Annotated in this window: 11 protein-coding genes; 8 read left to right on the top strand and 3 right to left on the bottom strand. The window is 68.6% G+C overall.

Features of this window, described 5'->3' with window-relative positions; genetic code table 11:
* Positions 1–60: 60 nt before the first annotated feature.
* The 3 genes from ACYVN4_RS02730 (at position 61) to ACYVN4_RS02720 (ending at position 2,740) form a co-directional block, all read left to right on the top strand.
* Entirely contained in the window at positions 61–606 is a 546-nt protein-coding gene (locus ACYVN4_RS02730; protein WP_460717610.1) for a MarR family winged helix-turn-helix transcriptional regulator, read from the top strand.
* A gap of 71 nt (positions 607–677) precedes the next feature.
* Entirely contained in the window at positions 678–2,306 is a 1,629-nt protein-coding gene (locus tag ACYVN4_RS02725; protein ID WP_460718342.1) for an MDR family MFS transporter, read from the top strand.
* Positions 2,307–2,464: 158 nt separating this feature from the next.
* A complete protein-coding gene (locus tag ACYVN4_RS02720) occupies positions 2,465–2,740 on the top strand; it encodes a hypothetical protein (protein WP_379362351.1) in 276 nt (91 codons plus the stop codon).
* Positions 2,741–2,765: 25 nt separating this feature from the next.
* On the opposite strand, the gene ACYVN4_RS02715 is transcribed toward ACYVN4_RS02720, so the two are convergent.
* Positions 2,766–3,533, bottom strand: a complete 768-nt coding sequence (locus ACYVN4_RS02715; protein WP_460717609.1) for an SOS response-associated peptidase — start codon at positions 3,531–3,533, stop codon at positions 2,766–2,768.
* Positions 3,534–3,664: 131 nt separating this feature from the next.
* On the opposite strand from ACYVN4_RS02715, the gene ACYVN4_RS02710 reads away from it, so the two are divergent.
* A complete protein-coding gene (locus tag ACYVN4_RS02710; protein ID WP_460717608.1) occupies positions 3,665–5,173 on the top strand; it encodes an aldehyde dehydrogenase family protein in 1,509 nt (502 codons plus the stop codon).
* 55 nt (positions 5,174–5,228) lie between these two features.
* On the opposite strand, the gene ACYVN4_RS02705 is transcribed toward ACYVN4_RS02710, so the two are convergent.
* On the bottom strand, positions 5,229–5,522 hold the full coding sequence (locus ACYVN4_RS02705) for a hypothetical protein (protein ID WP_460717607.1): 294 nt from the start codon (positions 5,520–5,522) through the stop codon (positions 5,229–5,231).
* Between the two features lie 106 nt (positions 5,523–5,628).
* Here ACYVN4_RS02705 and aroA point away from each other — a divergent pair, with 106 nt between their 5' ends.
* From aroA to ACYVN4_RS02690, 3 genes are all read left to right on the top strand, one after another.
* Positions 5,629–6,912 carry a 3-phosphoshikimate 1-carboxyvinyltransferase gene (gene aroA / locus ACYVN4_RS02700; RefSeq protein ID WP_460717606.1) on the top strand — a complete coding sequence of 428 codons (1,284 nt, stop codon included), beginning with the start codon at positions 5,629–5,631 and terminating at the stop codon, positions 6,910–6,912.
* Entirely contained in the window at positions 6,873–7,916 is a 1,044-nt protein-coding gene (rsgA, locus tag ACYVN4_RS02695; RefSeq protein ID WP_460717605.1) for a ribosome small subunit-dependent GTPase A, read from the top strand. Before aroA ends, rsgA begins: the two co-directional genes overlap by 40 nt.
* Positions 7,917–8,184: 268 nt before the next feature.
* Positions 8,185–8,709, top strand: a complete 525-nt coding sequence (locus tag ACYVN4_RS02690) for a nitroreductase family deazaflavin-dependent oxidoreductase (RefSeq protein WP_460717604.1) — start codon at positions 8,185–8,187, stop codon at positions 8,707–8,709.
* 35 nt (positions 8,710–8,744) lie between these two features.
* Here ACYVN4_RS02690 and ACYVN4_RS02685 read toward each other — a convergent pair whose 3' ends face one another.
* Positions 8,745–11,501: an AAA family ATPase gene (locus ACYVN4_RS02685; RefSeq protein WP_460717603.1), complete on the bottom strand. Its 2,757-nt coding sequence runs from the start codon at positions 11,499–11,501 to the stop codon at positions 8,745–8,747.
* 194 nt (positions 11,502–11,695) lie between these two features.
* Between ACYVN4_RS02685 and ACYVN4_RS02680 the strand changes: the two genes are divergently transcribed.
* On the top strand, positions 11,696–12,013 hold the full coding sequence (locus tag ACYVN4_RS02680; RefSeq protein WP_460717602.1) for a hypothetical protein: 318 nt from the start codon (positions 11,696–11,698) through the stop codon (positions 12,011–12,013).

Genomic DNA, 12,013 nt, shown 5'->3' with positions numbered 1-12,013 from the left:
CGCCGTACAACTAGTTGACGGATACAAGAAGTTGCCCAAAGCAAGGAGGTGAGACCGACCGTGAACGACGATGAACCGGCGATTACCGACACCATCGACGACGGCCTTGTCGATGCCATCGCCTACGAGATCGCCCGGCTCACCAAACTGCGCGACCGGACCAACGCGCAGATCGCGACCCTCACCCAGGGCGAGATCGAACCGGCGGCCTTTGCCATCCTGTTCCAGCTGATCCACGGTGGACCGATGCGCTCCGGCGCACTCGCCGAGGCGCTCTACTCCGACGCCTCCACCATCAGCCGGCAGGTGGCCAGCCTGGTCAAGCGTGGTCTCATCGAACGCCGCGCCGATCCCGCCGACGGCCGTGTCAGCGTCCTCGACGTGACCGAGGCCGGCCGCGCGGTGGCCGCTCAGATCCGTACCCGCCGCAACGATTCGCTGCGGCACATGCTCGACGGCTGGAGCGCCGCGGAACGAGACACCTTCTCGAACCTGCTGCACCGCTTCGTCGACGGCTACGAGGTGACCCGGCAGCGCATGCTCGCCGATATGGCCGCCCACAAAGACCTTCAGTCCTATTACGCACCCGCGGAGAACAATTCGTGACTACTACAGCGGAAGCCGCTGAGCCCGAAGTCAATTCGGCCGGCTTCACCCACAAGCAAATCCTGGTCATCATGAGCGGCCTGGTCATGGGCATGCTGCTCGCGGCCCTCGACCAGACCATCGTGTCGACCTCCATCCGCACCATCGCCGATCAGCTGCACGGCTATTCGGCGCAGGCGTGGGTGACCACGGCCTACCTGATCACCTCGACCCTGGCCACGCCGCTCTACGGCAAGCTCTCGGATATGTACGGCCGCAAGCCGTTCTACCTGGCCGCCATCTCCATCTTCGTGGTCGGCTCGCTGGCCTGCTCGATGGCGACGTCGATGTACGAACTGGCCGCCTTCCGGGCCTTCCAGGGCCTGGGCGCGGGCGGTCTGATGTCGCTGGCGCTGACCATCATGGGCGACATCGTGTCTCCCCGTGAGCGCGCTCGCTACCAGGGCTACTTCCTGGCCGTGTTCGGTACCTCCAGCGTCGTCGGCCCGGTCGTCGGCGGTCTGCTCTCGGGCACCGACCACATCCTGGGCGTCACCGGCTGGCGCTGGGTGTTCCTGGTGAACGTGCCGGTCGGCATCATCGCGCTGGCCGTGGTGACCCGTGTGCTCAAGCTGCCCAAGCGTCCCGTCACCAAGGTGCCGATCGACTGGATGGGCATCTCCGCCCTGATCGTCGGCCTGGTGCCGCTGCTGGTGGTGGCCGAGCAGGGTCGCGAATGGGGTTGGAGCAGTGGCCATGCGCTGTTCTGCTACATCCTGGGCGCGGTCGGTGTGCTGTCCTTCATCGCCGTCGAGGCCAGGCAGGGCGACGCCGCGCTGATCCCGCTGCGCATGTTCAAGAACTCCACCTTCGCCCTCGGCGTGGTCATCTCGGTGGTGGTCGGTGCGGCCATGTTCGGTGGCATCACCCTGCTGCCGCAGTACCTGCAGGTGGTGCAGGGCGCGAGCCCGACCAAGGCGGGTCTGCTCATGCTGCCGCTGGTGGCGGGCATGATGACCGGCTCGATCCTGGCGGGTCAGCTGATCTCGAAGACCGGGCGGTACAAGTACTTCCCGCCGGTCGGCGCGGCGCTGCTGACCTCGGGTCTGTTCCTGCTGCACCTGGTTTCGGCCGACACCAAGCTGTGGGTCGTCATGATCTTCATGGCCATCACCGGCTTCGGCCTGGGCAACCTGATGCAGCCGCTGACCCTGGCGCTGCAGAACGCGTTGCCGCCCAAGGACATGGGCGTGTCCACCGCTGCCGCGACCTTCTTCCGACAGATCGGCGGCACCCTGGGTGTGGCGGTGTTCCTGTCGGTGCTGTTCACGCAGCTGGCTCCGAACATCAGCTCCTCGCTGGAGAGCGCGACCGCCGACAAGCACAGCTCGTTCTCGATTGCCGCCGAGCAGGCCGTGCAGGGCCCCGACTCGATCGACAAGAAGGTCGTGCTGGAACTGTCGAACCCGGCGACCGCGCCCGGAGCCGTGGGTTCGGTGCTCAATGACAGCTCGGTCGTGCAGCAGCTGAACCCGGACCTGTCGCACCCCTTCAAGGAGGGCTTCGCCAAGTCCATGGACCGGGTGTTCCTCTCGGCCACCGTGGTGTCGCTGATCGGCTTCATCCTGGTGCTGTTCTGGAAGGAAGTGCCGCTGCGGACCGCGGGCGGCATCCAGCAGGCCCGTAAGGATGCCGACGACGTGGCTCCCGCCACGGTCTGACGCCGACAACCATCGAAGAGACAATGCCCCGCCGCGAAGACGCGGCGGGGCATTGTCATTTCACAATTCGGGCGGCTTTCTGTGAGTTACTTGGGAATGAGCAGTGAGCTAGTTGTGAACCCTTTGTCCACAAGGTCCGATTCGAACCCGAGGATGTGATGAGGTTGTCCATTCGCACCGCTGTCGTGGCCGGAACCCTGGCACTCGCGTTGGGAACCGCCCCGTTCACGGCCACCGTCGCCACGGCCGCGCCGAACAATCCGAGCTTCCCCAACCCGGGAGCACCGGACAGCGGACAGCAACCGAAGAAGGACGAGCACGTCGACAAGGCCGAGAAGCTCGGCGGCGGCGTCATCACCAAGATCATCGATTCGGCGGCGGACACGCTCAAGTGCACGCTGAATATCCCGATTCCGTCCGTGAAATGTGGGTAGCGGATTCGAACAACTTGCGGGCCGGTCAGATCAACGTGATCTGACCGGCTTGTTCGTTCACTGCCCCCAGTAGCTCGGGACCGTTGTTCTTCACGCTGTTCACCAGCGACGGCACCTCGCGGATCAGAATGTCCGAAACCGCTTCGGGTGACGGCGTTTCCAAGAACTCCTCCGGGGCCGGGTGGTCCGGATCCAGCCAGGCCGCCCAATGCTCACGCGGCATCGGCAGCGGCATACGGTCGTGGATATCGGTCAGCGCCCCGACCGAATCGGTGGTCAGAATCGTGCACGACAGCAGAGGTTTCGCTTCATCACCCAGGCTGCGATCACGCCAGACCGACCACAGCCCGGCCATGTACAGCCGCCCGCCGTCGGACTTGGACATGAAATACGGCCGCTTGACGGCCTTTCCGAGCGAATCGGGTTCGGTGACCCACTCGTACCAGCCGTCCATCGGCACCAGGCAGCGGCGCTTCTTCACCGCGTCACGGAACGACGCCGTGGTGGCGGCCTTGTCGGCGCGGGCATTGAACAGCGGCTTGCCCTTCACCGGGACGCCGGGCTCGGCCGTCTTGGTCCACACCGGGATCAGGCCCCAGCGCATGGCTCGCACGCGCAGGGTGGCCGGATCCTCCGGGTGGTCGCGGTCGTGTCGTTCCACGACCGTGAGCACCTGGTTGGTGGGCGCCACGTTGTAGTTGGGATTGAAGCCCGAGTCGCCGGTCTCGTCGATAGCGTCGAGTTCGACGGCCAGCTTGGCGGGATTCGTCGTTGTCGCGTACCTACCGCACATGTCGACCATGCTGCCACCGGCCACCGACACTCACCAGGAATGAATCGCATGCGATGTGATGGCAATTGACTTCACTTGACCGGTGTGAGACGTTCGTCTCAACAACCTCTCACAAGGGATCGCCGACACTCATGACTGCCACCGAAACCGCCCCGCTCGATCAGGCCGACACGCTGACTTCGGTCAACCCCGCGACCGGCGAGACCCTCGCCACCTACCCGATCGATGATGATGCGGCGGTGCACGCGGCCGTCGCCAAGGCGCGGGGAGCCGCAGCCACCTGGGGCGCGCTCAGTTACGCCGAACGCAAGAAGCACATTCTGCGCTGGGGCAGCAAGCTGGTCGAGAAGTCCGACGAGTTGTGCGAGCTCATCCACGCCGAGAACGGCAAGCCGCTCGACGACGCCTTCCTGGAACTGATGCTCGCGCTCGAGCACATCAAGTGGGCCGCGAGCAATGCCGAGAAGGTGCTCAAGCCGCGCAAGGTCGCGCCGGGCGCGTTCATGGCCAACTTCGCCGCGCACCTGGAATACCGACCTCTGGGCGTGGTCGGCATCATCGGGCCGTGGAACTACCCGGTCTACACCCCGAACGGTTCCATCGCCTACGCGCTGGCCGCGGGTAACTGCGTGGTCTTCAAGCCGAGTGAATACTCCACCGGCATCGGCAATTTCGTGGCCAAGGCGTTCGCCGAGGCGAATCCGGGCCTGCCGGACGGCGTGTTCGTCGCCATCAACGGCTTCGGCGCGACCGGCGCTGCGCTGGTCAAGTCCGGGGTCGACAAGCTGGCCTTCACCGGGTCGACCGCGACCGGCAAGAAGATCATGGCTTCCGCGGCCGAAACGCTGACGCCGGTGCTGCTGGAGTGCGGCGGCAAGGACGCGGTGATCGTGGCCGCGGACGCCGACATCAAGGCCGCCGCCGACGCGGTCGCCTGGGGTGCGACGGCCAACTCCGGCCAGACCTGCGCGGGCGTGGAGCGCGTGTACGTGGACAAGTCGGTCGCTGCGGAGTTCATCGCCGAGGTCAAGCGCATCCTCACCGACATCAAGCCGGGTTCGGACGCCAAGGCCTCCTACGGCCCGATGACCATGCCCAGCCAGATCGACATCGTGCGCCGCCACATCGAGGACGCGATCAAGAACGGCGGTAAGGCCGTGCTCGGTGGGCCCGAGTCCGTCAAGGGCCCCTACATCGAGCCGGTCATCCTGGTCGACACCGACGAGTCCTCGGATGCGGTGTGCGAGGAGACCTTCGGGCCGACCGTCACCATTCGCACGGTCAACGGCGTCGACGAGGCCGTGGAGCTGACCAACAAGAGCAAGTACGGGCTCGGCTCGGCGGTGTACTCCAAGAAGCAGGGCATGGAGATCGCCCGGCGGCTGGATGTCGGCTGCACGTCGGTGAATTCGGTGCTGTCGTACGCGGCGATCTCGGGCCTGCCGTTCGGTGGCGTGCGGGAGTCCGGCATCGGGCGCATTCACGGTGCGCCGGGTCTGCTGGAGTTCTCGCGTCCGCATTCGATCGCGGAGCAGCGCTTCACGATTCCGGGCATGGCACTGCTGTCCTACACGCGGACCGACCGCACCATGAAGCTGCTGCGCAAGATCGTGCCGTTCATCCACGGGCGCGCGAAGTAACGAAACCCCCACTGTCACAACGCCGGTCCCTGCCGCAGGGACCGGCGTTGTGGCGTTATGGGCTGGGCGGCAACGGGGTCGGGCTGAAGAACTCCTCCAGCGGGGTCGGCCCCGTGTAGCGCTGGCAGTTGCAGCGCGCCCACGCTTTCAGGCCGTTGCCGGTCTTGCGGAAGTTCTCGGCGTGGCAGTGGCCCGCCGCGCGGTCGTGCAGGGCGAGGTCGTGGCCGCACCCGCAGACGGCGGGGCTGAAGGTCTCCGCGGGCTTGGTCCTCCGGGAGCCGAAACGGCCCGCGAGCCAGCCGCCACCGAGGAGTGCGCCACCGACAACGAGGCTGATGGGATCGATCACCCGGCCAAGTATACGTACCTCTATACGTATACGTCTAGCAGGAATCCGGGCGCCCGGAAAGGGACGCAACCCCCGCAACGCCCCGATCGTTTGGGAGGATGGGGAGGTGACTTTCTGGCCCGCGCCCCATGTCCGAGTTCCCGTCCACGCGACCGTGACCCTGCCCGGGTCGAAATCCATTACCAATCGGGCGCTGATCCTCGCCGCGCTGGCGGATCGGCCGTCCACCCTGACCGGCGCGCTGCGCAGTCGCGACACCAATTTGATGATCGCGGCACTGCGGGCCATGGGCGCCGGCATCGAGGGCGACGGCGAGACGTTGACCGTCACCCCGCCCGCCGAATTCTCCAGTGCCATGGTCGATTGCGGGCTGGCGGGCACCATCATGCGGTTCCTGCCGCCGGTGGCGGCGCTGGCCAACGGGGACGTCGCCTTCGACGGGGACGAGCAGGCGCGGGTGCGGCCGCTGGGCACCATCCTGGAGGCGCTGCGGGCGCTGGGCCTCGACATCGACGGCAACCAGCTGCCGTTCGTCGTACACGGCACCGGCACGTTGCGCGGCGGGCCGGTCACCATCGACGCCTCGGGCTCTTCGCAGTTCGTGTCCGGGCTGCTGCTGTCGGCGGCGCGGTTCGAGCAGGGCATCACGGTCAATCACGACGGCGGGCCGCTGCCGTCCATGCCGCACATCGAGATGACCGTGGAGATGCTGCGGCGCGCCGATGTTCGCGTGGACGCGCCCAAGGATCCGCGCAAGGCGCAGACCTGGACGGTCGCGCCCGGCAAGATCCGCGCGGTGGACTGGGAGATCGAGCCGGACCTGTCCAATGCCACCCCGTTCCTGGCGGCGGCGGCCATCACCGGCGGCGAGGTGAGCATTCCGCACTGGCCGCGACTCACCACCCAGCCGGGCGATGTGATCCGCGAGATCCTGGTGCGCATGGGCGCGGAGGCGCGCATCTTCGACGGCGTGCTCACCGTGCGCGGACCGGAGCGGCTGGCGGGCATCGACATCGACCTGCACGACGTGGGCGAGCTGACCCCGACCGTGGCCGCCCTTGCGGCACTGGCGGATTCGCCGTCGCGGCTGCGCGGCATCGCGCACCTGCGCGGGCACGAGACCGACCGGCTGGCGGCGCTGGCCACCGAGATCAACCGCCTGGGCGGCAAGGTCACCGAGACCGAGGACGGGCTGACCATCGTGCCCAGTCCGCTCACCGGCGGGCAGTGGCGCTCCTACGCCGATCACCGGATGGCCACGGCGGGCGCGATCATCGGCCTGGTCACGCCGGGCGTGGAGATCGAGGACATCGGCACCACGGCCAAGACCCTGCCCGGATTCGTCGAGCTGTGGGAGACCATGCTCGGCGTGGCGGGAGCAGACCGCTGAGGCGGCGCGAGTACGACGAGACCGATGTCCGGGTTCGCCCGGGCAAAGGCACCCGCCCGCGCACCAAGACCCGGCCGCAGCATCTGGATGCCGAAGTGGCCATGGTGGTGGCGGTGGACCGCGGGCGCTGGGGGTGCGTGCTGGACGGGGACCCGGACCGGCCGCTGACCGCCATGCGGGCGCGCGAACTCGGCCGCACCCCGATCGTGGTCGGCGACCTGGTGGACGTGGTCGGCGACCTGTCGGGCAAGCCGGACACGCTGGCCCGCATCGTACGGGTGGCCGAACGGCGAACGGTGTTGCGCCGCACCGCCGATGACACCGACCCGTTCGAGCGGGTGGTGGTCGGCAATGCCGAGCAGCTGTTCATCGTGGTGGCCCTGGCCGACCCGCCGCCGCGCACCGGTTTCGTGGAGCGCGCCATGGTCGCGGCGTATGTCGGTGGGCTGCAACCGATCCTGTGCCTGACCAAGCACGACCTGGATGCCGCCTCCGAATTCGCCGCGGCCTTCGAGGATTTGGATCTGACCATCGTCTACGCGGGCATCGAGGATCCGCTGGAGCCGGTCCTGGAAATCCTCGGCGACAAGCTGACCGCGCTCATCGGGCATTCGGGCGTCGGCAAGTCGACGCTGGTGAATCGGCTGGTACCGGATGCGGATCGGGCCGTGGGCGTGGTGTCGGGGGTCGGCAAGGGGCGGCACACCTCGACCCAGTCGGTGGCGCTGCCGCTGCCCAACGGCGGCTGGGTCGTCGACACACCCGGTGTGCGCTCCTTCGGCCTGGCCCACATCACCCCCGACGATGTCATCGGGGCGTTCTCGGATCTGGCCGACGCCATCGAGGACTGCCCGCGCGGCTGCACCCACCTGGGCCCGCCCGCCGATCCGGAATGCGCCCTCGACCAGCTACCCGGCAAGGAATTGCGGGTGGAGGCGATTCGTCGCCTGCTCACCGCCTTGAATTCCAACGACCCGTGGTTCCGGGACAATACCGACACCTGAGATAGCCAGGAAATCGCCCATTCGATACCTTTTGTGCATAACCGGCACGAAGGGATGTCATGAGCGAAGAAATCCCCGAAGTAGCGGCCGCCGACCGGGCACGGCCGGAGAAAAGCGAACCCGCCCGCAACGGGAGCCAGAAATTGCCACAGGAACACCCGGAGGACCGCTCGCCCGCCGATCCGCATGATTGGCAGGACGAGTGGGATAGGGCACGTTGGGCGCCCTGACGCGCGCCCGCGGGGAGAACTGGCAACATAATCGGGACATGTCATTCGCTGAGTGGCGTCGCAGACCCGACGCGCCCGCCCGCTGGAATCCGCTGCCCCGGTTGGGTCGCGCGCTCGCGCGCCGCCCCCTGGTGATGCGGGCCGCACCGGCCGTCTTCGCACTGGAGGACTTCACCAGGCGAATCACCAAGGATCGCAAGGGGATCCTGGATGTCGCCGGATTGCCCGCCCTGCAATTGACCGTGGCCGGGCGGCGCACCGGAATTCCCCGCACGGTCACCCTGCTCTACGTTCCCGATCCGGGCGACGAGAAACGCTTCCTGATCGTGTCCTCGAATTGGGGCAAGCCGCAGCAACCGTCCTGGTCGGCCAATCTGCTCGGGGCCGAACGCGCCGAACTGCGCGTGCGGGCCGAGCGCTTTCCGGTGCAGGTGCGGCAGTTGGCCGGCGGCGATCGGGACCGGGCCTGGCGGCGCGCACTGGATTTCTGGCCCGGCTATGCCATGGAGCAACGGCTGGCGGGCGAGCGCCGATTCCGGATCTTCGAACTCACCCGCATCTGACTTGCCGGAAATTCGCTGACCCGGTCGAAAGTTGTTCAGCGCGGCCGGGTCAGGCGCATCCCGTTGTCGAAATCGATCCCACGCAATTCGAAACGACTGGTGAGACCGAGCTTTTCGAGAATGCGCGACATATGGTGCCCGACCGTGCGGGGACTCAGGAACAGTTCCGCGCCGATCTCGCGATTGGTGAGCCCCTGCGCGGCCAGCCGGGCCACCTGCGACTCCTGCGCGGTCAACGGCGTGGAACCGGTGCCCGCGGCCTTGGTCCCGGTGCCGGTGAGGTCGAGTTCGGTCCGGGTGCGGGCGGACCAGGCGGTCGCGCCGATCAGGTCGAAAGCGTCTGCCGCGGAGCGTAATTGCTCGGCAGCGTCGCGACGGCGACGCACCCGGCGCAGCCACTTGCCGTAGAGCAGTTGGGTGCGGGCCCGGCCGAAGGCGGTGTGCCGGGAATCGCCGACCGCGAGAGCGCGGCGGTAGTAGTGCTCGGCGCGATCCTCCGGGGACAGCAGCGCCCGGCTGGCGTAGGCGGTGCTCAGCGCCCAGCGTGCCCGTGAGCGCCGCGCCCAGTCCTCGATGGCCGCGGCGTACTCGGCGGCCTCGTCGAAACGGCCCACCCGGCAGGCGGATTCGACCATGTCTAGGGTCGCCAGCCGGGCCAGGCTCGGATGCGCGGCCTCGTGGCCGGGTTCGTAGAGGGCGCGCAGGCGGCGGTGGGCGGTTTCGGCGTCACCGGTGTTCAGGGCGTGGAAGCCCTGATTCCAGTACGCGCTGCCGATCAGAATCGGCACCGCGTGCGGGCGGGCCAGGGCCAGCGCGTGTTCCACGCTGTCGGCCACCTCGGCCGCGTCGCCGCGCTGCGCGGCCAGCCGGGCACGCAGGTTCCAGCACTGGGCCAGCAGATTGTCCGCGCCCGCGCCGGTGGCCAGTTCGAAGGCCGCGGCCAGGGTGTGCTCGCCCGCCTCCCAGCGCCCGGTGGCGAACTGCAGCACGGCCAGCTGCGGCAGCACCCCGAGCGCCGCGGCCCGGTCCCCCGAATTACGCAGACCCCCCGCCACTTTCAGGTACGGCTCGATGGCCCGATCGGCCAGTCCCCATTCGATCAGCTGGGCGGCGGGCGGCAGCAGATGCGCGGCAGCGATGGGTGACGGCGCGGCAGCGACCGCCTCGAGTTGACCGTCCAGCGGCTCATCCCCGGCCCGGCCCGCGGCCCACGTCGCCCGTTCGGCCACCAGGCGCAGTCCGGCCGCGAGCTCGGCCGCGGGCGTGTCGGCGAGGGCATCGGCATCGCGCAGCAGCAGGGTGCGCGCCCGCATCGGATCGCCCGCCACGAACTCGAGCAGCCCGCGCAGGCCGTTGCCCGCCACGGCGAGCTCCGCCACGGTGGCGCGCGCCTCGGCCAGGGTGAGCAGGCGGTCCGCGGATTCGATATCGCCGCCCTCCCAGGCGAATCGGGCGGCGCCCGCCAGCCGGGTCCCGGCCACCACCGGGTCGGGGGTGATGGCGGCGGCCCGGCGCAGCACGGCCGCCGCGGCCAGCGCCCCGGCCCGCTCGCGCACCCGGGGCGTGCCGTCCGCGAGTGACCGCGCCAGCTTCTCGTCGGACGCGTCGACCACGGCGGCCAGATGCCAGGTGCGCAATTGCTCGGTGTCGAGCGCGGCCGCCAGGGCGAGATGGACGGCGCGCCGCCGCAGCGGGTCGGCGGCATCGTAGGCGGCGGCGCAGAGCAGGCGGTGGCGCATCTCCACGCGCCCGTCGGTGACCGCGAGCAGCCCGGCGGCCAGCGCGGCTTCCCAATCCAGGCCGCTGACACCGAGTTCGGTGGCGGCCTTCACGATCGCGCAGAGGGTGCCGCGGTCCTCGGCGGCCACCACGGTCAGCAAGGTGCGCACGGTGTCGGTCAGTTCGGCCAGTGCGGGACCGAAGGCGGCGCGCAGGCGCGGGCCGAAAGGCACCGGGCCCCAGCCGATTCCGGCGAGTTCCTCGGCATCCAACGGGGCCTCCAGCAGGGCCAGCGGATTACCGGCGGCGACCCGCAGCATGCGGGTGGCCCGCGGTGCGCCGAGCACCTCGGTCCGGCCGGCCAGCAGGGCGCGTGCCGCCTCGTCCGACAGCGGGGCGACGGGCAGCACCGGCAGCGCCTGCCACACCGAGGTGGCCGGGCAGTCGCGTACCGCCGCCAGCAATCCGACCCGACTACCGGCCAGGCGGCGCAGCGCGAAGGTGAGGGCGTGTGCGGTTGCCGAGTCCACCCAGTGGGCGTCGTCCACGATCAGCAGGACCGGCTGCTGCGCGGCGAGGGCCGCGAGCAATGTCACCACGGCCGCGCCCACCAGGAACGGATCGGCCGGACCGGTATCGCGCCCCAGGGCCCGAGCCAGGGCGAGCGCCTGCGGATCCGGCAGCGACCCGAACTGATCGGCCACCGGGTTCAGCAACTCGTGCAGAGCCGCGAATTCGAGCCGGGATTCGGCCGGAAATCCGCGGCAGGCGAGGATCCGGAAATCGGTGGCGGACAACTGCGCGGCGTGCAGGAGTGCGGTTTTCCCGATACCCGGATCGCCCCACAGCAATAGTCCCCCGCCGTGACCCGCACGCGCCCGACTCAATACCCGAGACAGTTCGGCCTGTTCTCGTTCCCTCCCTTGGAGAACCCGGATCTCGCGCACATCGCAACTTACCTCGCTACACAAGAACCGGACAAATTCGACAAGGCCGGCCTGAGCAGCCGAGACCGATTGTGAGATAGGACATTCCGAGCCTTGCAATAGCGACCGATTCGATGACCGATACATCGACCGATTACGAATCCCGGTCGGTCGCTTAGAATGCCGTGCGCAATTCGACGCCGCTATTTCCGAAGGGCCGCGCCGATATCGTCACCCATTGCATTCCCAACCGATCGCCGGACAAACATCCGGCGCCCGGCCGGTCGGCGAACCTGCGCCCACGGGGTGCGGGCGCGGCCGGAAATAGTTAGCCTGCCGAGGTGGATGACCGTGAGCGCAAGGAATTTTCGCCGCTCCTCGATGAGGCCCTCGGCCCCGGCGCACCCGTCACGCCGGAAGTCCGGATCGGGCGCAACGACCCGGACGACGGCCTGCCCGAATGCGTGCGCTGCGGCCGGGCCGCCGCCCTGCACCTGCGGGCGGTCTGGCTCTCGGCCCGGGCCGTGCTCGCCGGCGACACCGACGTGGACAGTCTCATCCAGGTCGACGCGTGCGGCGGCTGCGCGGGCAGCGTCGCCGGGATGATCCTGATCAACTGGGACCCGCGCTATTGGGGCGAGTCGGTTCACCTGGACTGA

The sequence above is a fragment of the Nocardia heshunensis genome (genome assembly GCF_054782115.1).
This window is presented reverse-complemented; position numbering and strand designations above follow the sequence as displayed.